Source organism: Saccharopolyspora sp. 7B (assembly GCF_020177435.1).
GTDB lineage: Bacteria > Actinomycetota > Actinomycetes > Mycobacteriales > Pseudonocardiaceae > Saccharopolyspora_C > Saccharopolyspora_C gregorii.
Genome location: NZ_JAIUKC010000176.1, coordinates 1 through 21,914, shown reverse-complemented (window position 1 = coordinate 21,914; position 21,914 = coordinate 1). Strand labels below are relative to the sequence as shown.

Sequence of the window (21,914 nt, the reverse complement as noted above, 5' to 3'; positions counted from 1 at the left end):
CCCCTGGGGGGGCGGCAGCGGCGCCCCGTCCAGGCCCGGGTACACCGGGACCGTCCGGTCCACGTCGTCGTAGGTCGGGGTGAGGACGCGCTGCATCGTCTCCTGCGCGGCGCGTTCCGCTTCCTGCCGTTCCCGCATCTGCGCGAGCGCGTCCACGCCGCCGCCGACGAATCCGCCGGGAATGCCTGCGGCGAGGGTGCGGCCGATGCTGTAGTCCTGCGGTGCGGGCACCATCGCCTTCACCTGGCCGGCGGCCGAACCGGCCTGCTCGACCTTGTTCCCGGTCAACTGGAACGCCCGGCCGCCGTCGGACATCCACTGCACGAGCGGTTCGGCGGAGGCGGTGGCGACGTCGGCCGCTTCGCCCTCCCAGCCGCCCGCGATGGCGCCGCTAGCCTCGCGGTGCAGGTCCGGGCCGATCTCGGCGAGAGCGGTGCCGATGCGCCGCCACGCTTCCGCGACCTCCTGCGCCTTCGCCGGGTCCAGGGAGCGCTCGTTCGTCTCGTACAGCTCGTGGTGGCTGTAGGACTGCCAGTTCTCCTGCTCGGTGATCGACGGCGGGTCGAACTCGCCACCCGCGTGCAGCTGTTCGTTGCGGTCGGCCAGCACGTCGCGCCGCCGCTCGCCGGAGCGCTCGGCCACCTCCGCGCGTTCCCGCGCCTCGCGTTGCGCCGTCGTCTCGTAGCCCAGCCAGGACGCCCCGGCGTCGTGCGCCGTCTCCGCGACGCGCTCCGCCCACTCCCCGAATCCCATTCATCCCCCCGGTTCGCAGCCGCCCACCGGTGTCGCCGGCGGGGGCTGCACGTGTGCGCCGGCGATCAGCGCGGGCTCTTCGCCGCGATCAGCTCGGCCACCAGCCAGGACTCGGCGCACTCGTCGCGACCTTCGTCGTCGGTCTCCTGGGCCGTCACGGTGATCACGCCACCCCCGGCGTCGAACATCGTGGAGCAGATCCGCGCTGAGGCCGAGCCTCGGACGACCGTGATCGCGGCCGGTCTGCCGTCGAGCTCGCTTCGTTCGAACCGCCACCAGACGTCCCGCTCGCCGTAGCGTTCGACGGTCATCTCCTGGTTCTTGTAGAAGCTGTACCCGAACGGATCTCCGTCGAAGTCGCAGCCCGGTTCCGCCGCGATGTCGTTGTTCGGATAGCCGGGCGGCCGACCACCACGTGCGGCGAGTTCCTGTTCCGTGAGCATCGTGCAGGGATCGACCTTCGCCAACCCGACGGTCCGCACCGGTTCCTCCACAGCGGACTCGCCGTCGGCTCGGGAATCCAGCGCACATCCGGAAACGGATGCCAGCATCCCGACCGCGAGCAGCGCCAACCCTGCCTTGCGCGGGATCGCGTTCATCCCTCACCTCGCATCAGATCTTGCGCGATCGCGTCGTCGGTCGCCGTGTAATCCTTGGCGGCCTGCCGGAAGAGCTCGGCCTTCTCCTTCAACTCATCGCTCAATCTCCCGAGCAGTGCGACTGCTCCGGACGAACCGTCATCGGCTTTGGCTTCGAATTTTCGGGATAGCTGGACAGCCGAGTGGTATTCCCCGAGCCCTTGCACCTTGAGCAGCAGATCGGTGTTTCGGCTGAGCCGCTGCACTCTCCGCTGCGCCTTCTCATAAGCCTGCGCCGCCTTCTCCGCCGCTTCCGGATCGATCTTGAGCCGACCGGACGCCACTTGCGCGCGGAGCTGCTCGTTCTGGGCCGAGATTCCGGCCAGCTGCGCGGAAACGGCCTCCAGCGAGCCACCACCGCCTCGCGCCGGCCCTGCACCGTCGGTCACTTCGCCTCCTCGCTCCGATCTGATCGGATGGGGAAACGTTATCGATCCGGCCGGTCAATTCGGTCTAATTAAATGGCCGTCACGCGTTTTTCCACCTGAAAGTCGGACAGCGGCCACGGAGCGTGCTCGGCAAAGTTGCCGAAGATGATATTCCTGTTGTCTTATTCCGCGATCACTCGAATTCCAGGCGTGCGCACGACCACATCGCGAGGGAAATCCGCGATCGGACGGATTCGCTCTTCCCAATGGTCGACCGCCATTAGAGTGATCACCGCACCCGGATGGCCGTCATCGACTCCACCTTCGCCGGACAACGGCGAACCCGCCGAACGACCTGTCCCGGCGAAGGCACGCCCGGCACCGCCGCACCCGACCCCATCACGGCGCCACCCCGGCAGCCGGGCGATCACGCCACGGTCGGCAGATCCGGGCTCGTCACGTCGTAGACCTGCCCGGAGCGGGTCAGCAGCGGCACCAGGATCGCGGCCTTCCGGTCCGCGGCCGTGCTCTCGCCCCAGTGCACCTGCCTGCCCCCCGCCAGCACCAGGAACAGGTTCTGCGGCCGTTCGGCGCGGACCTCGGTGACCTGCGCCCGCAGGTCGGCGGGCAGCGCGGTGAGCGCGATCATCGCGGTCCGCACGCCGTCGGCCCGGTCGTCGCCGAGCCGCAGCTGGGCGAGCCCGGCGGGCGGGTGGGGCACGGTGCGGAACGGCACGCCCGCCGCGTCGATCAACCGCACCCCGCTCTCACCAGGTCCGTCGGCGGGCACGTAGGCCACGGCGACGCGTTCGGTGATCTCCAGCCGCACCGTGGAGGGCCACTGCAGGTGGACTTCCGAATCGGCGATCTCCGGGACCGCGCCCAGCCGGGACCGGATGGCCTCGGAGTCGACCTGCAGCATCGGGTTGCCGAGCTCGACGCCCGCCGTGTCCAGCACGGTCCGCTCCGGCACGGCGGCGAGCCCGTCGACCTGCACGGACCGCACGCCGAGGATCGGGCTGTAGTAGAGGGCGAGCACCAGGACGGTCACCACGGACATCGCCACCGGCAGCAGCCAGCGGCGCGGGGATCGCTGGATCCCGCCGCGCACCGGCCGGCCGCGAGTGCTGCGCACCCCCGGCCGGTTCGACGACCGCCCTGCCGCGCTCACTCCGCCGCACCTCCGGTACCCGCGGCCCGTTCGAGCTCTCCGAGGATCTCCGGCCCGAGCATGGTGACGTCACCGGCGCCCATGGTGAGCACCAGGTCCCCCGGCGCGGCGAGCCCGGCCACGAGCGGTGCCGCGTCGGTCAGCGACGGCTCGAAGCGCACCCGGTCCGCCGATCCCGGGATCTGGTCGGCGATGAGCGCCCCGGTGACGCCGGGCTGCGGGTCCTCCCGCGCGCCGTAGACGTCGAGCACCACGATCTCGTCGGCGAGCCCCAGCGCGGTGGCGAACTCGGCGGCGAACGCGGCGGTGCGGGAGAACAGGTGCGGCTGGAACACCACGATGAGCCTGCCGTCACCGACCACGGGCCGGGCCGCGCGCAGCTGCGCGTCGACCTCGGTGGGGTGGTGGGCGTAGTCGTCGTAGACGAGCACCCCGCCGGCCTGGCCCTTGAACTCGAAGCGGCGGCGCACGCCGCCGAACGCGGCGAGCCCGTCGAGCAGTTCGTCCAGCGGTGCCCCGAGTTCCAGCCCGGCGAGCAGCGCGGCGACGGCGTTGCCCGCCATGTGCTCGCCCGGCACCGAGACCTGCACGTCGATCCGCTGCCCGTCGAGCTCGACGACGGCGACACCGGCCCCGTGCTCGGGCCGGTAGTCGACGATGCGCGCGTCGCCGGGCCCGCCCGCCGTGTGCCCGTAGCGGCGGACGCGGAGCCCGCCGGCGGCGGCCTGCCCGGCGAGCCGGGCGGATCCGGGGTCGTCGGCGTTGACGATGAGCACGCCGCCCGGCTCGATGCGGCGGACGAACTCGTCGAAGACCTCGGTGTAGGCCTCGGGGGTGCCGTGGTGGTCGAGGTGGTCGGGTTCGACGTTGGTGACGACGGCGACCGAGGGCGCGAACACGAGGAACGATCCGTCGCTCTCGTCGGCCTCGGCGACGAACACGCCGCCCTCGCCGTGGTGCGCGTTGGCGCCGGACTCGTTGAGGTCGCCGCCGATGGCGAACGACGGGTCGAGCCGGCAGTGCTGCAGCGCGACGGTGAGCATCGAGGTCGTCGAGGTCTTGCCGTGCGTGCCCGCGACGCAGGCGACCCGGTGCTCGGCCATGAGCGCGGCGAGCGCTTCGGCGCGGCGCAGCACGGCGACGCCGCGGCGCTGGGCCTCGACGAGTTCCGGGTTGTCCGGCCGGATCGCGGTGGACACCACGATGGCGGTGGGGTCCTGGTCGAGCTGGTCGAGGTTCTCGCCGCGGTGCCCGAGCGCGACGTGCGCGCCTTGGGCGCGCAGGGCGAGCACGGTGCGGGAGTCGCGGGCATCGGAACCGGAGACCTGCCGGTCGCGGGCGAGCAGGATGCGGGCGATGCCGCTCATGCCCGCGCCGCCGATGCCGACGAGGTGGACGCGGGACAGCAGGTCGTCGGTGCCGCTGCGTTCCGCGGTCTGCGCTTCGGTCACCGGCCCGCCACCTCCACCACGATCCGGGCCAGCACCTGGTCGGCTTCCCGGTGTCCGGTTCCCAGCGTGGCACGGCTCATCATGTGCAGCCGTTGCGGGTCGCGGCCGAGGGGCAGGACCTCGTTGATGACCTTGTCCGGCGTCATGTCCTCGTCGGCGACGAGCAGGGCACCGCCCGCGGAGACGACGGGCTGCGCGTTGAGGGCCTGCTCGCCGTTGCCGTGCGGCAGCGGGACGAACACGGCGGGCAGCCCGACGGCGGACACCTCGGCGACGGTCATGGCGCCGGAGCGGCAGACCACGAGGTCGGCGGCGGCGTAGGCGAGGTCCATCCGCTCCAGGTACGGCACCGCGTTGTAGACGGGGGCGCCGGGGACCTGCTGCACGGCGAGGGTGTTCTTCGGCCCGTGCGCGTGCAGCACGCCGATGCCCGCGCGCCCGAGCGCCTGCGCGGCCCCGGAGAACGCGGTGTTGAGCGTCTGGGCGCCTTGCGATCCGCCGAACACGAGGATGGTCGGCGCGTGCGGGTGCAGCCCGAAGAACTGCCGGGCCTGCATGCGCAGCGCGGCGCGGTCGAGGCTGGTGATGGATTCGCGCAGCGGGATGCCGATGGGCCGGGCCCCGGCGAGCCCGCTGTCGGGGGTGGCGGCGAGGACGCGCTCGGCGAACCGGGCGCCGACCTTGTTCGCCATGCCCGCCCGGGCGTTGGCCTCGTGCACGACGATGGGGGTGCGCCCGCGCGCGGCGAGGTAGGCGGGCAGCGACACGTAGCCGCCGAACCCGACGACGACGTCGGCTTGGACGCGTTCGAGCACGTCCTTGGTCTTGCGCACCGAGTCGCGCACCTTCAGCGGCAGCCGCAGCAGTTCGGTGCTGGGCTTGCGCGGCATCGGCACCGGCGGCACCAGTTCCAGCGGGTAGCCGCGTGCGGGCACCAACCGGTTCTCCAGTCCGCGTTCGGTGCCGAGCGCGGTGATGCGCGCGTCCGGGCGCATCCTGCGCACGGCGTCGGCCAGGGCGAGGGCCGGCTCGATGTGTCCGGCGGTGCCGCCGCCTGCGACGACGACCGACAGGCCGCGCCGGGCGGGGTGTCCGGGGGCCGGGTGCTGCCCGCTCAACGGTGTCCTCCTCGTGTCTGTGCCCGGGATCCGGTCTTGCCACGGGCCGCGGTGCGGTTCCGCGCGTCCGGTGATCCCCGGCGGGTCGGCTGGGCCCCTGCGCTGCGCGCTCCGGGGCGGCTGGTGGGCGCGGTGCGCGCCGGGCGGCGTTTCGCCGGTGGGCGGTAGGGCTCGGGCGTGGACAGGCGCAGCAGCTTCCCGACGCGGCCCGGCCCCAGCGACCGTAGCGCGGCGATCGCTTCCGGCTCGTGCCGGGCGAAGTTCGCCAGCAGCCCGAACACCAGCATGCTGGTCACCACGGACGAGCCGCCGGAGGAGATCAGCGGCAGCGGCAGCCCGGTGATGGGCAGCAGGCCGACGACGTAGCCGACGTTGATCGCGGCCTGCCCGACGAGCCAGGCGGTGAGGGTCGCGGAGACGAGCCTGATCCACGGGTCGGTGTTGCGGGCGGCGATGCGCATCCCGACGTAGGCGGTGGTGCCGAACAGGACGAGCACGATGACGCAGCCGACGAACCCGAGCTCCTCGCCGATGACGGCGAAGATGAAGTCGTTGTGCGCGTTGGGCAGGTACTGCCACTTCGACCAGCCCTGGCCGAGCCCGCGGCCGAACAGCCCGCCGTCGGCGAGCGCGAACAGCGCCTGCCGGGCGTGGTAGCCGCGGCCGGTGGGATCGGAGGCGGGGTCGAGGAACGTGGTGATCCGGTCCATCCGGTACTGCGCGACCATCGCGAGGACGACGGCGGCGGTGATGGCGCCGAGCACGGAGACGCCGAACAACCGCAGCGGCGCCCCGGCGAACCACATCAGGGCGAGCAGCACGATGAACAGCGTGATGGTGGAGCCGAGGTCGGGCTGCAGCATGACGAGCGCGAACATCAGCATCGCCGCGGGCACCACGGGCACCAGCAGGTGCCGGTACTGGGCGAGCAGCCCGCGCTTGGTGACGAGCACGTGCGCGCCCCACAGCGCGAAGGAGATCTTGGCGAACTCGACGGGCTGGAAGGAGATCCCGCCGAGCACGAACCAGCTCTGCGCGCCGTTGCGGACGCTGCCCAGCGGAGTGAGCACGAGCAGGAGCAGCAGCAGGCAGCCGCCGAAGACGGTGAGGCTGTGCTTGCGCATCTGCCGCACCGGCAGCCGCAGCGCCCCGTAGAACAGCACGAGTCCGGCGCCGCAGTAGATGACCTGCCGGATGAAGATGTCGTAGGAGGAGCCGGCGCTGGTGAACGAGTCCACGCTGGACGCCGACAGCACCATGACGAGCCCGAACACGGTGAGCAGGCCGAACACGGCGAGCAGCAGGTGGAACGAGGCGAGCGGCCGGGTGAGCCACGCGGTCAGCGGGGTCGTGATGGCCGCGAGCCCGGTGGGCTTGCGGGTGCGGCGGGGCCGGCGCGCGGTCGCTGCGAAGGTGATCACCACGATCACCCGCCGGTGGTGGGGGCGGTGGCGGGCAGCGCCCGCACGGCGTCGGCGAAGGCCCGCCCCCGGTGCGCGTAGTCGGTGAACATGTCCATGGAGGCGGCGGCGGGGGCGAGCAGCACCGCGGTGCCGGGTGTGGCGTGCGCGGCGGCCCTGGTGACGGCCTGGGACATGCCCGCATCGTCCCCCGCCGAGACCTGCTCGACGGGCACGTGCGGGGCGTGTCGGGCGAGCGCTTCGGCGAACGCGGCGCGGTCGCGGCCGATGAGCACGACGGCGGCGAGGCGCCCGGCGTTGCGCGCGACGAGTTCGTCGACGTCGGCGCCCTTGAGCAGGCCGCCCGCGATCCACACGACGCGTTCGTGGGCGCGCAGCGCGGCGTCGGCGGCGTGCGGGTTGGTGGCCTTGGAGTCGTCGACCCAGGTGGTGCCGCCGGTTTCGGCGACGACGACGGAGCGGTGCGCGCCGGGTTCGAACGCGCGCAGGCCACGGGCGACGGCGTCGGCGGGGACGCCGTGGGCGCGGGCGAGCGCGGCGGCGGCGAGCGCGTTGGCGAGGTTGTGCGGCCCGCCGGGGTGCACGTCGGCGACGTCGGCGAGCACGTCCCCGGCGGGGTCGTCGGCGAAGGCCCGGTCGAGCAGGGTGCCGTCGGCGATGCCGAGCTGGCCGGGTCCGGGCTCGCCGAGGGTGAAGGACACGGGCCTGCCCGCGCCGGTGGAGAGCCGGGTGGACCACTCGTCGTCGGCGTTGTGCACCGCGACGACGTTGCCCGCGTACACCTTGGCCTTCGCGGCGCCGTAGGCGTCGAGGGTGCCGTGCCAGTCGAGGTGGTCGTCGGCGAGGTTGAGCACGACCCCGGCCTGCGCGGCCAGCGATCGGGACCAGTGCAGCTGGAAGCTGGACAGCTCGACGGCGAGCACCCGGTGCCCGGCACGCACCGCGTCGACGACGGGCAGCCCGACGTTCCCGCAGGCGACGACGTCGAGCCCGGCGGCGCGCAGCACCGATTCGAGCATGGTGACGGTGGTGGTCTTGCCGTTGGTGCCGGTGACGGCGAGCCAGTCGGCGGGTTCGGGCCGCGCCCGGTCGAGCCACCAGGCGAATTCGACCTCGCCGATGATCTCGATGCCCGCGGTGGCGGCGGCGGCCAGCAGCGGCGTGCCGGGCCGCCAGCCGGGACTGGTGACGACGAGGTCGGTCCCGGCGGGCGGTTCGAGCAGTCCGGGCAGGAGCCGACCGCCGCCGGCGCGGACGGAGTCGAGCGCGGCGAGCCGTTCTTCGGACGCGTCGGTGACGGTGACTTCGGCACCGGCCGCCAGCAGCGCTTCGGCGGCCGAGCGGCCGGACACCCCGGCACCCGCGACCAGCACCCGCCGGTCCCGCAACGTTCGGGTCACCGCACTCTCCTCTCCTGCCGGCGGCGTGGCCGCCGGGATCGTCAGCCGCCGTAGAGGCTGAGCCAGTCCGCGTAGAACAGCCCGACGCCGAACAGGCAGCTGATCCCGGCCAGCACCCAGAATCTGATGATCACCGTGGTTTCCGCCCACCCGGCGAGTTCGAAGTGGTGGTGGAACGGTGCCATCCGGAAGAGCCTGCGCCGGGTGCTGCGGAACACGACGATCTGCAGCACGACGGAGAGGGCCTCCACCACGAACAGCCCACCGATGATGATCATCAGCAGTTCGGTGCGGGTGACCATGCTCAGCCCAGCGACGAGACCGCCCAGCGCGAGCGAACCGGTGTCGCCCATGAAGATCTTCGCGGGTGCCGCGTTCCACCACAGGAACCCGATGCACGCCGACATGGCGGCCGCGGCGACGATCGCGATGTCCAGCGGGTCGCGGACCGTGTAGCAGGCGGGCCCGCTGCCGCCCCCGCCCGTGCAGTCGTAGCGCAGCTGCCAGAACGAGATCAGCACGTAGGTGGCCAGCACCATCGCCGCGGTACCGCCCGCGAGCCCGTCCATGCCGTCGGTGAAGTTGACCGCGTTGGACCAGCCGCTGATCGCCACGTACGCGAAGATCACGAACCCGATGGCGCCGAACGACACGATGCTGATGTCGCGGATGAACGACAGGTGCTCGGAAGCGGGGGTGATGCCGTTGTCGTCGGGGAACCGCATCGCGAGGATCGCGAACAGCACGGCGGCGACCAGCTGCCCGACGAGCTTCGCGGTCTTGTTCAGCCCGAGGTTGCGCTGCTTGCGGATCTTGATGAAGTCGTCGAGGAAGCCGACGATGCCCAGCGCGGTGGTGAGCCCCAGCACCAGCAGGCCGGAGACCGTGGGGCCTTCCTCCGCGACGGTGAGGTGGGTGATCAGGTACCCGGCCCACATGGCGACGAGGATCGCCATGCCGCCCATGGTGGGCGTGCCGCGCTTGGCGGCGTGCGACTTCTGCACCTCTTCGCGGATCTCCTGGCCGAAGCCCTGCTTGGAGAAGATCCGTATCAGGTACGGGGTGAACAGGATGGAGATGACCAGCGCCACCGCTGCGGCGACGAGGATGCTCTTCACGCTTGACCCCCGGCTCGTTCGGTGGCGGATCGATCGGTGACCTGCTCGGTCAGCTGTTCGGCGACGCGCCACAGCGCGGCGACCTTGGACGCCTTGGCGAGCACGACGTCACCGGGACGCAGCTCGTCGCGCAGCAGCGCGACGGCGGCATCGACATCCGGCACCAGAACCGACTCCTCTCCCCATGACCCTTCCAGCGAGGCACCCTGGTGCATCGCCCGTGCCTGGTCACCGACCACCACGAGGCGGTCGATGTTGAGCCGGACGGCGAGCCGCCCGATCTCGTCGTGCGCGGCGACCTCGGCATCGCCGAGTTCGCCCATGACTCCGAGCACCGCCCAGGCGCGGCCCGGTTTTCCCCTGGTCATCGAGGCGAGCGTCTTGAGCGCCGCGCGCACCGATTCGGGGTTGGCGTTGTAGGCGTCGTTGATGACGGTGACCCCGCCGGGGGTCTCGGTGACCTCCATGCGCCGCGCGGAGACGCGCCGCACCGAGCCGAGCCGCGCGGCCGCTTCCTCGACGCTCGCGCCGAGCTCCACGGCGATGGCGGCGGCGGTGAGCGCGTTGCCGACGTGGTGCTCGCCGTGCAGCGGCAGCTTCACCCGGGCGGAGCCGGTGGCGGTGACGAGGGTGAATTCGGCGCGCGCCTGCTCGTCGAGCTCGATGTCCTCGGCGCGCACGTCGGCGGCCGGGCTCTGCCCGACCCGGACCACGCGGGCCCGGGTGCGCTCGGCCATCGCGGCGACCAGCGGGTCGTCGGCGTTGAGCACGGCGACCCCGCCGTCGGCGGCGGCGGGCAGCGCTTCGACGAGTTCGCCCTTGGTCTGCGCGACGGCCTCCTGCGAGCCGAACTCGCCGAGGTGCGCGCTGCCGACGTTGAGCACGGCGCCGATCCGCGGCGGGGCGACCTCGCAGAGCGCGGCGATGTGGCCGCGACCGCGGGCGGAGAGCTCCAGCACGAGGTGCCGGGTGTGCTCGTCGGCGCGCAGCGCGGTCCACGGATGCCCGAGCTCGTTGTTGAACGACCCGGGCGGCGCCACGGTCGGGCCCGCCGGTTCGAGGACCTGCGCGATGAGGTCCTTGGTCGAGGTCTTGCCGGACGAACCGGTGACCCCGATGACGGCGAGCTCGGGCAGCCGGTCCACCACCGCGCGCGCCAGCCGCGCGAGGGCGGCGAGCACTGCGGCGCCGCTGCCGTCGACGTCCCCGGCGAGGGCCATGGCCCGGCTCGGGTGGTGTTCGGACAGCTCCGGAACGATCACGGTCGGGGTCGGTCCGTCGGCGGTGGGCACTTCGCGCGCGGCGAGCACGCCGGCGGCTCCGTCCGCGACGGCGCGAGCGGCGAAGTCGTGCCCGTCGACGCGCTCGCCAGGGACCGCGACGAACAACCCGCCCGGCCCGATCTTGCGCGAGTCGAATTCGACGGAACCGGTCACGAACTCGGTGCCGTCCGCGTGGTGGAGCCTGCCGCCGACCGCTTCCGCGATGTCAGCCAGGCTGAGCCGGATCACCTTGCCTCCTCGTTGCCGCCCCGGCCACCGGCCGGGGGCGCGGGTTCCCCCGTGTTCTGCGTTCCCCCACTGCCGTCCCCGATCCGGGCGCTGCCGGTGTCGAGCCTGCGCCGCAGCGCCGCCGCCACCTCGTCCCGGTCCGAGAACGGGTGCACGACCCCGGCCACCTCCTGGCCGGTCTCGTGCCCCTTGCCGGCGATCACGACGACGTCCCCGGCCCGGGCTCGGTGCACCGCTTCGGCGATGGCTTCGCGCCGGTCGCCCGCTTCGACGACCTCGCCGCGTTCGCCCTCGGGCACCTCCAGCGCCCCGGCGAGCATGGCGGCGCGGATGTCGGTGGCGTTCTCGCTGCGCGGGTTGTCGTCGGTGACCACCAGCAGGTCGGAGCGGCGCGCGGCCGCCTCGCCCATCAGCGGCCGCTTCGCCACGTCCCGGTCACCGCCGCAGCCGAGCACGACGAGCACCCGGCCGCCCCCGTTGATGACCTGGGCGCGGGCCGCGTCGAGCACCGCGGAGACGGCGCCGGGCTTGTGCGAGTAGTCCACCACGGCGGTGAAGTCCTGCCCGAGGGCGACCCGCTCCATCCGGCCGGGCACGTCCACTTCGGCCAGTCCGCGTTCGATCGCGTCGGCGGGGATCCCGGCGGCGGTGAGCACTCCGGCGGCCAGCAGCGCGTTGGCGATGTTGAACGGCCCCGGCAGCCGCAGCCGCACGTCCAGCGTCCGGTCCGGACCGTGCGCGCGGAAGCGCTGCTCGCCGGTCGGGAACGTCTCGACGTCGGTGGCGGTCCAGCTCGCGTCGCCGGTGGTGGACGCGGTGATCGTGTCCTCGGTGACCAGCCGCCGGCCCCACTCGCCGTCGACGCACACCACTTCGCGTTCGGAGCGGCCGTCGAACAGCAGCGCCTTCGCCTGGAAGTAGTCCTCCAGGTCGCGGTGGAAGTCGAGGTGGTCCTGCGAGAGGTTGGTGAACGCGCCGACGGCGAACCGGGTGCCACCGACGCGGCCGAGCGCGAGGGCGTGGCTGGAGACCTCCATCGGCACGTGCGTGACGCCGTGCTCGACCATGACGGCCAGCAGCGCCTGCAGATCGGGCGCCTCGGGCGTGGTGAAGGCGCTGTCGAGGCGTTCCCCGGCGATGCGGGTCTCGACGGTGCCGACCAGCCCGGTGGTGTGCCCGGCGGCCCGCAGCGCGGACTCCAGCAGGTAGCTGGTGGTGGTCTTCCCGGACGTGCCGGTGACGCCGAGGATGGTGAGCTTCTGCGACGGGTCGCCGTAGATGCGGGCGGCGGCGGAGCCGAGCACGCCGCGCGGGTCATCGTGCACCAGCAGCGCCACTTCCCCGGCCCGCACCCGCGGGTGGTCGAGCAGCGCGACGCGGTCCACGCCGGCCTGGTCGGTGAGCACGGCGGTGGCGCCGGCGGTGAGGGCGTCGGCGGCGAAGTCGGCTCCGTGCACCCGGGTTCCCGGGAGGGCGGCGAACAGATCGCCGGGACGCACGTGCTGAGCTCGCAGGGTCGCTCCGGTCACCACCCCTTCACCAGGGGTGTGACCAGGGATGTCGATGACCCGCGCACCGATCGTCCCGGCGAGCTGGTGGATCTGCACCGGCTCGACCAGAGCGGGTCGAGGCGGGGCTGTCGCGAGCGCGGAAGGCACGTCGCGCAAGGCTACCGGTACCACTTGACGGGTCATGCTCATGGTCACCTCTGCACACACCGCGTTTTCGGACTGGGCCGTTCGGAGCACACCGCGCAGCGGCCCGGCGTCCAGTAGAACGCCTCGCGCGCGAGCGCGTCGGCCCGCGTCCGGCGTCCGGGACCGGTGCCCGCGCGGGTGGCCCCGGTCGCGTGGAACCGCCGTCCGGATGGCGCCGAGGAATCGCGCAGAACCGGGTCCGCGCACCCCGCGCCGGTTTCTCCCGGGCCTCCCCGGGGCTCGGCGCGATCCGGCCCGGCGGCGCGGAGACACCGACCCGGGAACGGTCGACCAGGCTCCCTGACCAGCGACGGACCCGGGTTCGGCCGGTCCGCGGCCGTTCCGCGCGACGCCGATCGTGCCGCCTGGAAAATGCGGTCCGGCCCCGGGAGCGCGAGCACCTACTTGCGGCCGGGGCCGTTCGCTGGCGAGCACTGGTCCGTCTCGTGCAACTTCCGCCGGATCGTGGTGCGCACCGGCGGACGTCGTTTAGCGTTCCTACTGCCAGGTCGGTGATTCCGCGGATTTCGGCGGATCGGTGGAAGAACGACTCGGGCGGGGGACGGCTGCGGCCGTGAGCACCGCCGGAGCGGCGACGCAGCGGGTGCCGTCGCCTTCGGTTCTCGACGATCCAACCGGGTCCTGCGGCCCGCGCATCCCGGTCTGAGCCGTCCGGACGTGCACGGGCCGGGGGGCGCCCCCCCCCCCGGCCGGCCGGGGGGGGGGCCCCCCGCGCCCCCCGCCCCCCCCCCCCCGGGGCGCCCCCCCCCCCGCGGCGCCGGGGGGGGGGGGCCGGCGCCCCCCCCGCGTCCGGGATCGCGCACCACGGTCGCGCCGCGCCGAAACCCCACTACCGATCGTCGTCGTTTGGTATACCGGTCGTGATCACTGCTCCGCTGAGCTGGGAGATCGCATGCCCGAGATCCGCCCGGAGGTCCACCTCTCGCTCGAAGCACCGGACGCGACGCCCGAACGGCTCCACCGCGCCGCCCGCCTGCTGCAGGGCGAGCTGCGCCGCGTCCGCGGCCTGGCGGTGCGCCGGCTCCGGGAGGAACCGCCGCCGGACGGGCGCGGCACCGGGGCGCTGCTGGCCGAACTGGTGCTCGGCGGGACGCTGGCGACCGGTTCGATCACCACGCTCTCCACCGTGCTGACCGGCTGGGTCGACCGGGGCGAGCACCGCGCGATCACGTTGCGCTGCGAAGGCGTGCTGCGGCGCATCGAAGCGGGCACCCCGCCCGCGGAGGCCGAAGCGGTGCTGCACCGGCTGCGCGCCGAGGACCGCGGGTGACCGGCCGTGGGTAGGTACGCGCTGCTGGTCGCCACCTCGGAGTACTTCGCCCCGGGACTGCGCGACCTGCACACCGTGGAGGAGGCCGAGGAGCTCCGGCGGCTGCTCGCCGACCAGGAGCTCGGGGCCTTCGACACCGCGCACACCGTGCTCAACGGGACCAAGGCGGAGATCGAGCGCCGGGTGGAGAGCCTCTTCCAGAACAAGGACCCCGACGACCTGGTGCTGCTCTACCTGGCCGGGCACGGCATCACCAACGACGACGACCAGCTGTTCTTCGCCGCCACCGACACCGAGCCGCAGCTGCCGTACTCGACGGCGGTACCCGCGCAGGTCGTGGACCGCATCGTCACCGAATCCCAAGCCGGGTGGAAGGCGATCTTCCTGGACTGCTGCTACAGCGGCGTGTTCAACCACGGCGCCGCGCACCGGGGCGGGGAGCCGGTGAACGTGGTCGAGCACTTCGGCGGCGGCCGGTTCACCATGACCGCCACCAACGAGATCGAGTACTCCTACGAGCGCAGGCCGGCCGCGGACGTGCGGCCCGGTTCGCGCTTCACCGCGGCGATCATCGAGGCGATCACCTCCGGCGCCCCGGACGTGGACGGCGACGGCGTCATGACCTTCAACGAGCTCTACCAGTTCGTGCACCAGGAGGTCACCAAGGACGGCAGGCAGACCCCGACCCGCAGCGGCACCCAGCACGGCGACATGATGTTCTCCCGGGTCCGCGGCGCCCGGTTCCTGCTGCCCGGCCGGACGCCGCTGCGGATCGGCGAACTCCTCGACGAACGCGCGGAGGACGGCCCCCCGACGATGCCGGTGCCCCTCGGGCGCGCCCACGAGGTCAACCGCGGCCCCGGCCGGGTGGTGGGGCTGGACCTGTTCGGCGGCAGCGGGCACGTGGCCGTGGTGGGGCGGATCCAGTCCGGCAAGTCGACGCTGCTGCACACCCTGGTCCTCGGGCTCACCGCGACCTTCGGCGCCGACCAGCTGCAGTTCCAGTGCCTGGACGCGGACGGCGGGATCGCGGCGCTCCCGCAGGTGTCCGCCGCCGACCACACCGAGGAGTCGGTCGCGGAGCTGCTCGCCCAGGTGGAGGCGCGGATCGAGGAGCGCCGCAAGCTGTTCGCCAACGGCATCGGCACCATCGACCGGTACCGCAGGTTGCGCCGGGAGCGGCCGGACGCGCTGCCCGACGCCGACCACTCCGAGACCTTCCTGTTCATCGACGGCTGGTCCTGGTTCGCCGGGTGGGTGCCGGGACTGGCCGAGGCGGTCGTGCGGATCGCCGAGGGCCTGAAGTTCGGCGTGCACGTGCTGGTCACCGCCCGCCGCTGGTCCGAGCTGCCGGAGCAGCTGCTGGAGCTCGTGCCGGGCCGGGTCGAGCTGTCCCTGGCGGAACCGTCCGAGTCGCTGCTGGATCCCGAGCTGTCCGCGAGCCTGCCCGCCACCGGGTGGGCGCTGCACGCGGGCCGCGCGTTCCAGGTGGCGCAGCCGAAGCTCGACGACGTGGCGGACGAGGACATCACCGAACTGGTCGCCTCGATCTCCACCGGAACCGACCGACCGCCCGCACCGCCGCCCGCCCCGGCCCGGCCCGGCACACCGCCCGGGCTGTTCCCGCTGCTGGCCCGGGCGGACGTCACCGCGTTCGACCCCGCGGTGGACTGGCAGCCCGGCCCGGTGTCGCGGCGCTACCGGGCGGTGCTCGGCAGCGGGGAGGACGGCACGGCGGTCCTGGACCTGAAGGAGACGGCGCTGGGCGGCGCGGGCCCGCACGGGCTGTGCGTGGGCGCCCCCGGCTCGGGCCGGTCGGAGCTGCTGCGGACCGCGGTGCTGTCGCTGCTGGCCACGCACTCCCCCGAGGAGCTCAACGTGGTGCTCGTCGAAGCCGTCGGCGGCACCGCGTTCGCCGACTTCCAGGACGCCCCGCACGTCTCGGCGCTGATCACCGACCTGGCCGGGGACCCGGAACTGGTGGACCGGTTGCACGACGCGCTGTCCGGGGAGATCCACCACCGGCAGACCCGGCTCAACGAGGTCCGCACGCGCACCGTGTGGGAGTACCGCGAACTGCGCTTGAAGCAGGCGCTGCCGCCGCTGCCGATGCTGTTCGTGGTGGTCGACGGGTTCACCGAGCTGCTGCGGGTGCGTCCGGAGCTCGCCGAGCTGTTCCAGACCATCGTCCGGGTGGGCCGGTCGTTGCAGGTGCAGCTGCTGCTGGCCGGGGAGAGCGCGACCGAACCGGGGTTGCGCGGCCTGGCGGACGACCTCACCTACCGGATCGCGCTGCGCACCGGCAGCGTCGCCGAGTCGAGCGCCGCGATCGGCTCCCCGGACGCCGCCGAGCTGCCCGCGGGCGGCGGGCACGGCTACCTGCGCCACCCCACCGGCCTGGTCCGGTTCCGCACCGCGCACGTCTCGGACCCGGTGCACGGCGATCGGCGCCCGGACGCGCCGAGCGAGCTGCAGTACGCGGTGCGGCGGATGCGCGGAACCGGTCCGGCGGCCCGGCGGATCTGGGTGCCGCCGCTGCGCAGGCCGCCCGCGCTGGAGCAGCTGCTGCCGCCGCCCGCGGAGCGGCTGCGCGGGCGGCGGCTGCACGCCCCGATCGGCACGCTGGACCTGCCGTTCGAGCACCAGCAGCGGACGGTGCGGGTCGACCTGTCCGGCGGTTCGGGGCACGTGGCGATCGTCGGCGCGCCCGGCTCCGGGAAGTCCGTCGCGGTCCGCACGCTGCTGCTGTCGCTGGCGTTGACCCACTCCCCGCAGGAGGTGCAGTTCTACTGCCTAGACCTGGGCGGCGGCGGGCTGCACGACCTGCGCGAACTGCCACACGTGGGCGCCGTGTCGGGGCCGCGCGATCCGGACGTGCTGCGCCGCACCATCGCCCAGCTGCGCTCGCTGCTGGCCTGGCGGGAGGCGCGGTTCATCGAGCACGGCATCGATTCGATGGCCGGCTACCGGGCGCGGTGCCGCGACGACGGGGCCGCGGACGACGACCAGTACGGCGACGTGTTCCTGATCATCGACGGGTGGCCCGCGCTGCAGGGCGAGTTCGACGGCGCGGACCGGGACGTGGTGAACCTGGCCTCGCAGGGCTGGGAGTTCGGCCTGCACGTGGTGGTCACCGCGGACCGCTGGTCGGAGATCCGCCCGGCGCTCAAGGACCTGCTGGGCACCCGGCTGGAGCTGCGGCTGGCCGATCCGGCGGAGTCGGAGGTCTCCCCGGAGGCCGCGGCCCGGGTGCCCGCGGACCTGCCCGGCCGCGGGCTGCACCCGTCGAAGCTGCACATGTTCACCGCGCTGCCGCACCCGGTGGGCGAGGGCTCCGCGGCCGCGGTCGCCGCGCTGCGCGCCCGGACGCGCGACACCTGGCCGGGCGTGCGCGCGCCGCGGGTGCGGCTGCTGCCGCTGGTGCTGCAGTACGACCGGCTGCCCGCGCCGGAGCAGCAGCCGCGCCCGTCGCTGGTGCCGATCGGCGTGAACGAGGAGGGCATGGACCCCGTCTACCTGGATTTCCGGGCGGAGCCGCACTTCTACGCGTTCGGCGAGCTCGGCTCGGGCCGCACCTCGCTGCTGCGGACGGTGCTGCGCGGCATCACCACCCGCTACTCCGCGCAGGAGGCGGCGGTGGTCCTGGTGGACCTGCGGCGCGCACTGCTCGGCTTCCTGCGCACCGAGCACTTGGCGGAGCACGCGGTCAACGTCGACCAGGTGCGGGCGGCGGTGCGGGAGCTGGTGACGACGTTGCGCGCGCGCCGCCCCGGCCCGGACCTGACCCGGGAGCAGCTGCGCGACCGGTCCTGGTGGTCGGGACCGGAGCTGTTCGTCGTGGTCGACGACTACGAGCTGCTGTCCGCGCCGGACGAGAACCCGCTGGCACCGCTGGCCGAGTTCGTCGCGCAGTCCGCCGAGCTGGGGCTGCACCTGGTGCTGGCCCGCGAGGCGAGCGGGGCCCGCGAGGACTGGGACGACCCGCTGCTGGTGGCGTTGCGCGCGGCCGCCGCGCCGGGACTGCTGCTCAGCGCCGACGAGGCCGAGGGCGAGCTGATCGGCCGGGTCGCCGCGACCCGGTTGCCGCCCGGCCGAGGCACCCTGGTCAGCCGGGCGTCGCGGGGCGGCCCGCAGCTGGTGCAGACCGCGCACATCCGGGCCGAGTGAGCGGTCCCCGGGGAGAGCGGGCGCCGGGCCGGGCCGCAGCAGCGGAACGGCCGGACGTCACCGGACCTGCAGGGTCTGCACCGGCGCCGGAGCCGGCGACAGCGGGATCTTGTACCGCTGCGTCAGGTAGGCGGCGACGTCGTGGAACAGCGGCGCCGCGGAGGCCCCACCGCCCGGCGCGTCCAGCATCAGCGCCACCACGAACCGCGGGTTGTCCGAGGGGACGATCCCGGTGAAGGTGATCCAGTAGGTGTCGTTGCTGTAGCACTTGCAGTCGGGGTCGATCTGCTGCGCGGTGCCGGTCTTGCCGGAGATCTGGTAGCCGTCGAGCGCGGCGGCCTTGCCGGTGCCCTGCTGCTGCGGCGCGTCCTGCACGACGGCGCGCATCATGTCCCGCACGGTGCGCGCGGTCTCCGGGCTGACGACCCGGACCCCCTCCGGCCGGGGCCGCGGCACCCGGACTCCGTCCGGACCGGTCTGGGCGGCGATCACCCGCGGCGGCACCCGCACGCCGTCGTTGGCGATGGCCTGGTACATCCCGGCCATCTGCAGCACCGTCATCGACAGGCCCTGTCCGATGGGCAGGTTCGCGAAGGTGCTGCCGGACCAGTCCTCCCTGGCGGGCACGAACCCGGCGCTCTCCCCGGGCAGCCCGATGCCGGTGGTCTCCCCGAGCCCGAACTTGTGCACCAGGTCGTTGAACCGGTCTTCGCCGAGCCGCTGCGCGGTCATCAGGGTGCCCACGTTGGACGACTTGCCGAGCACGCCGGTGAAGGTGAGCGGGATCGTGCCGTGCGCCCACGCGTCGCCGACGGTCCGGTCCGCGACCTTGATCTTGCCGGGCACCTGCAGCACGGTCTCGGGGCGCACCAGCCCGTCCTCGATGGCACCGGCCGCGGTGATCACCTTGTTCACCGAGCCGGGTTCGAACGGGTTGGTCACCGCCGGGTTGCCGAGCCCGTCCGGGCCCCACGCGGGCGCGTTGGGGTCGAAGGACTCGTCGTTGGCGAGCGCGTACACCTCACCGGTGTGCGCGTCGAGCACGGCGGCGCTGGCGCTGCGCGCCCCGGTCTTGCCCGCGTAGTCGGACAGCTTGTTCTGCACCATGTACTGCAGGTCGGAGTCGAGCGTGAGTTCCACGTCGGACCCGGGGATGGCCGGTTCCAGCTCCCGCTCGGTACCGGGGATGACCAGGTCGCTGCCCATCGCCGTGTCCGAGACCTTCTTGCCGTCGGTGCCGGCGAGCAGCTTGTCCAGCGAGCTCTCCAGCCCGAGCCGGCCTTGGATCTTGCGCGCGTCCTGGCTCCACCGGGCGCCGCCGAGCACGTTCGCCCCGTTCTCCCCCGCCGGGTATTCGCGGGTGGCGCGGTACTCCTGGCCGATCTGCGAGTACTTCTCGGTGATCGTGCGGGCGAGCGCGGGTTCGATCAGCGGCCCGATGGTGGTGTAGGTCGTGTCGGCGAACAGCGCGGCGAGCACGTCCTGCTCGCGGACCCGGTCGCCGAGGGTCTGCGTGATGAACCGGGCGATCTCCCGCTTGTACTGGTCGGAGGTGGGTTCGCTCGGGTCCTCGGCGTGCGCCTTGTCCTGCTCCTCGGCGAGCCGCCGCGGCGTGGCGTAGAGCTGGCGCGCTTCGCTGCTGAACGCGAGCACGTTCCCGCTGCGGTCGGTGAACGAGCCGCGTTCGGCGGGGATCGAGTCGCTGGTGGTGCGCTGCCGGGCCGCGGCCGCGGACAGCTGCTGCGCGTCGAAACCCTGCACCAGGATCAGCTTGGTGCCGGTGAGCACCAGCGCGATCACCAGTAACAACCGGCCGATGCGCAGCCGCCTGCCGCTACCGGCCACGTCGGTGCGCGCGGTCCGCTTTCCCCCCGCGGCCCGCGTCCCCCTGCGGACCATCAGTCGCCCTCCACCGCCGGGATCGTCGCTGCCTGCCGCTGCGCCGGGTCCGGCTGCGGCGCGCCCTGCTCGACGGGCGGGTTCGGTGCCGCGGGAGGCTGCTGGGCGTCCGCGGGCGCCGGCGGCTTCGGTGCCGGGGGCGCGGGTGGGGCGCTGGCCTGCTGCGGTTCACCGACGACGCGGATGGTGCCGTCCGGGTTCACCACCAGGTGCGCGGGCGGCCCGGGCGGCGGCACCATGCCGAGCTCGGTGGCCTTGCGCTGCAGCGCGGGCGTCGAGTCGATGTTGCTGACCTCGCGCAGCAGCTGCTCCCGGTGCTCGTTGAGCGCGGTGACCTCTTGCTCGACCTGCTGCAGCTGGTACGAGCCGCCGACGGCGGCGATCGACAGCGACAGCGTCGCCACCAGCCCGACGCCGAGCACCGCCATCACGGCCACCACGAGCGGGACCCGCGAGGTCGCGACCTTCGCCTGCAGCTGGCGGGCGCGCGGACGCACCGCGGCGAGCCGCCATTGCCGCGGCTGGCGCTGCTCGGCGGCTTGGCGCTGGCGGCGCGGCCTGCGCTCCGCGGGCTCCCGGGAGGTGCGGTCCCGGCGCTCCTCGCGGCGCGCGTAGGCGCGTTCGGCGGCGGCGGACCGGCCGCGCGCCTTCGCCGGGGTCTTCTTCTGCGTCTTGGTCTGCGGCGCCGTCGCGGTGGTCGAGGCCGCCTTCCGCTTCGCCGGCTCCTTCTTCTTCGCGGCGGAGCCGGTGCGCGAGGCCGAGGTCTTGGCGCGTGCGGGTGCCGTCATGCCGACTCCTTGATCCGTTCGGCGGCGCGCAGCCGCACCGAGGCGGCCCGCGGGTTGTCCGCGCGTTCCTGTTCACCGGCGAGTTCGGCGCCGCGGGTGAGCAGCCGCAGTTCGGGTCCGTGCCCGGGCAGTTCCACCGGCAGGTCGACCGGGGTGCGGGAGGTGGCGCGCTCGGCCAGCCCGCGCTTGACGATGCGGTCCTCCAGCGAGTGGTAGGCGAGCACGACGATCCGCCCGCCGGGCGCGAGCGAGTCGAGCGCCGCGGGCAGCGCCCGGCCGAGCACGTCCAGTTCGGCGTTGACCTCGATGCGCAGCGCCTGGAAGGTGCGCTTGGCGGGATGCCCGCCGGTGCGGCGGCTGGCCGCGGGAACGGTGTCGTAGAGCAGCTGGACCAGGCGGTCGCTGTTCGCGAAGGGTTCCTTGGCCCGTTCCCGCGCGATCGCGCCCGCGATCTTCGAGGCGAACCGCTCCTCGCCGTACTGGCGCAGGATCCGCGCCAGCTCGCCGGGCGGGTAGGTGTTGAGCACGTCGGCGGCGGTGCGCTCGGCGCCCGGGTCCATCCGCATGTCCAGCGGCGCGTCCTGCGCGTACGCGAACCCGCGGTCGGCCTCGTCGAGCTGCAACGAGGACACGCCGAGGTCGAACAGCGCCCCGTCCACCGCGGGCAGCCCGAGGTCGTCGAGGACATCGGCCCACTCGTCGTAGACGGCGTGCACGAGGTGCAGCCGGTCCCGGTGGGCGGCGAGCCGCTCCCCCGCGAGCCGCAGCGCCTGCGGGTCCCGGTCGAGCCCGACGAGGGTGAGTTCGGGGTGCGCGCTCAGCAGCGCCTCGGCGTGACCGCCCATCCCGACGACCTCGTCCACCACGTCCGCCGGGCCGCCCGGCAGCGCGCGCGCCAGCAGTTCCAGCGTCCGGTCCAGCGCGACCGGCACGTGCCGGTCCCGGGCGGAACCCCCGCCGGTGCCCTCCGGCACGTCGTCCTCCGCCACGGCGGTCCCTCCCTCCCGCGAACCGTTCACGGCCACCGCGCTCCTTAGTCCTGGTCCGGGTTCGCCCCGGCCCGGTCCTCCCCGCCCTCCCCGGCGGGCCCTGCCGCCCGTTCCGGCTCCCGCCGGGACGAGCC

16 protein-coding genes are annotated in these 21,914 nt (G+C 73.6%); 2 read left to right on the top strand and 14 right to left on the bottom strand.

Translation table 11 applies throughout. The features are described 5' to 3' along the window. The 11 genes from LCD33_RS24090 to LCD33_RS24040 all read right to left on the bottom strand — a co-directional run. On the bottom strand, nucleotides 1-753 hold a 753-nt coding region (locus tag LCD33_RS24090; protein ID WP_224978319.1), incomplete at its 3' end, for a PPE domain-containing protein. Nucleotides 754-818: 65 nt separating this feature from the next. After that, nucleotides 819-1,352 carry a DUF3558 family protein gene (locus LCD33_RS24085; protein WP_224966943.1) on the bottom strand — a complete coding sequence of 178 codons (534 nt, stop codon included), beginning with the start codon at nucleotides 1,350-1,352 and terminating at the stop codon, nucleotides 819-821. Further along, complete coding sequence (locus LCD33_RS24080) at nucleotides 1,349-1,780, bottom strand: hypothetical protein (protein ID WP_224966942.1); 432 nt, start codon at nucleotides 1,778-1,780, stop codon at nucleotides 1,349-1,351. Before LCD33_RS24080 ends, LCD33_RS24085 begins: the two co-directional genes overlap by 4 nt. A 406-nt stretch (nucleotides 1,781-2,186) precedes the next feature. Next, the gene (locus LCD33_RS24075) at nucleotides 2,187-2,930 is read right to left on the bottom strand and encodes an FtsQ-type POTRA domain-containing protein (protein WP_224959314.1); all 744 of its coding nucleotides are present in this window, start codon (nucleotides 2,928-2,930) and stop codon (nucleotides 2,187-2,189) included. Continuing rightward, on the bottom strand, nucleotides 2,927-4,381 hold the full coding sequence (gene murC / locus LCD33_RS24070; RefSeq protein WP_224959313.1) for a UDP-N-acetylmuramate--L-alanine ligase: 1,455 nt from the start codon (nucleotides 4,379-4,381) through the stop codon (nucleotides 2,927-2,929). Before murC ends, LCD33_RS24075 begins: the two co-directional genes overlap by 4 nt. Next, nucleotides 4,378-5,499 carry an undecaprenyldiphospho-muramoylpentapeptide beta-N-acetylglucosaminyltransferase gene (gene murG / locus LCD33_RS24065; RefSeq protein ID WP_224959311.1) on the bottom strand — a complete coding sequence of 374 codons (1,122 nt, stop codon included), beginning with the start codon at nucleotides 5,497-5,499 and terminating at the stop codon, nucleotides 4,378-4,380. Before murG ends, murC begins: the two co-directional genes overlap by 4 nt. Then, nucleotides 5,496-6,920 carry a putative lipid II flippase FtsW gene (gene ftsW / locus LCD33_RS24060; RefSeq protein WP_374228545.1) on the bottom strand — a complete coding sequence of 475 codons (1,425 nt, stop codon included), beginning with the start codon at nucleotides 6,918-6,920 and terminating at the stop codon, nucleotides 5,496-5,498. The genes murG and ftsW overlap by 4 nt, the downstream gene beginning before the upstream one ends. 5 nt (nucleotides 6,921-6,925) lie before the next feature. Next, a complete protein-coding gene (gene murD / locus LCD33_RS24055; RefSeq protein WP_224959308.1) occupies nucleotides 6,926-8,320 on the bottom strand; it encodes a UDP-N-acetylmuramoyl-L-alanine--D-glutamate ligase in 1,395 nt (464 codons plus the stop codon). A 41-nt stretch (nucleotides 8,321-8,361) separates the two neighbouring features. Continuing rightward, a complete protein-coding gene (gene mraY, locus LCD33_RS24050) occupies nucleotides 8,362-9,438 on the bottom strand; it encodes a phospho-N-acetylmuramoyl-pentapeptide-transferase (protein ID WP_224959306.1) in 1,077 nt (358 codons plus the stop codon). Then, nucleotides 9,435-10,949: a UDP-N-acetylmuramoyl-tripeptide--D-alanyl-D-alanine ligase gene (gene murF, locus LCD33_RS24045; RefSeq protein ID WP_224966938.1), complete on the bottom strand. Its 1,515-nt coding sequence runs from the start codon at nucleotides 10,947-10,949 to the stop codon at nucleotides 9,435-9,437. The genes mraY and murF overlap by 4 nt, the downstream gene beginning before the upstream one ends. Next, a complete protein-coding gene (locus LCD33_RS24040; protein WP_255615027.1) occupies nucleotides 10,946-12,643 on the bottom strand; it encodes a UDP-N-acetylmuramoyl-L-alanyl-D-glutamate--2,6-diaminopimelate ligase in 1,698 nt (565 codons plus the stop codon). The genes murF and LCD33_RS24040 overlap by 4 nt, the downstream gene beginning before the upstream one ends. 916 nt (nucleotides 12,644-13,559) lie before the next feature. On the opposite strand from LCD33_RS24040, the gene LCD33_RS24035 reads away from it, so the two are divergent. Both LCD33_RS24035 and eccCb read left to right on the top strand, forming a co-directional pair. Next, entirely contained in the window at nucleotides 13,560-13,937 is a 378-nt protein-coding gene (locus tag LCD33_RS24035) for a hypothetical protein (RefSeq protein ID WP_224962790.1), read from the top strand. Between the two features lie 6 nt (nucleotides 13,938-13,943). Continuing rightward, nucleotides 13,944-18,104 (top strand): type VII secretion protein EccCb, encoded by a 4,161-nt coding sequence (eccCb, locus tag LCD33_RS24030; protein WP_224978317.1) that lies wholly within the window; start codon nucleotides 13,944-13,946, stop codon nucleotides 18,102-18,104. Between the two features lie 57 nt (nucleotides 18,105-18,161). Here eccCb and LCD33_RS24025 read toward each other — a convergent pair whose 3' ends face one another. Genes LCD33_RS24025 through rsmH form a run of 3 tightly spaced genes read right to left on the bottom strand, consistent with a single transcriptional unit; the run spans nucleotide 18,162 to nucleotide 21,780 of the window. Beyond that, nucleotides 18,162-20,003, bottom strand: a complete 1,842-nt coding sequence (locus LCD33_RS24025) for a penicillin-binding protein 2 (protein ID WP_224962794.1) — start codon at nucleotides 20,001-20,003, stop codon at nucleotides 18,162-18,164. Then, nucleotides 20,003-20,791, bottom strand: coding sequence for a hypothetical protein (locus LCD33_RS24020; RefSeq protein WP_224966936.1), 789 nt, complete (start codon nucleotides 20,789-20,791; stop codon nucleotides 20,003-20,005). Before LCD33_RS24020 ends, LCD33_RS24025 begins: the two co-directional genes overlap by 1 nt. Beyond that, nucleotides 20,788-21,780: a 16S rRNA (cytosine(1402)-N(4))-methyltransferase RsmH gene (gene rsmH / locus LCD33_RS24015; protein ID WP_224978316.1), complete on the bottom strand. Its 993-nt coding sequence runs from the start codon at nucleotides 21,778-21,780 to the stop codon at nucleotides 20,788-20,790. The genes LCD33_RS24020 and rsmH overlap by 4 nt, the downstream gene beginning before the upstream one ends. Nucleotides 21,781-21,914: the final 134 nt, after the last annotated feature.

Excerpts from the sequence above, each read along its gene's own strand:
- LCD33_RS24085 (WP_224966943.1), bottom strand. The coding sequence starts at position 1,352 with ATGAACGCGATCCCGCGCAAGGCAGGGTTGGCGCTGCTCGCGGTCGGG.
- LCD33_RS24040 (WP_255615027.1), bottom strand. The coding sequence starts at position 12,643 with ATGACCCGTCAAGTGGTACCGGTAGCCTTGCGCGACGTGCCTTCCGCG.
- LCD33_RS24035 (WP_224962790.1), top strand. The coding sequence starts at position 13,560 with ATGCCCGAGATCCGCCCGGAGGTCCACCTCTCGCTCGAAGCACCGGAC.
- LCD33_RS24025 (WP_224962794.1), bottom strand. The coding sequence starts at position 20,003 with ATGGTCCGCAGGGGGACGCGGGCCGCGGGGGGAAAGCGGACCGCGCGC.
- LCD33_RS24020 (WP_224966936.1), bottom strand. The coding sequence starts at position 20,791 with ATGACGGCACCCGCACGCGCCAAGACCTCGGCCTCGCGCACCGGCTCC.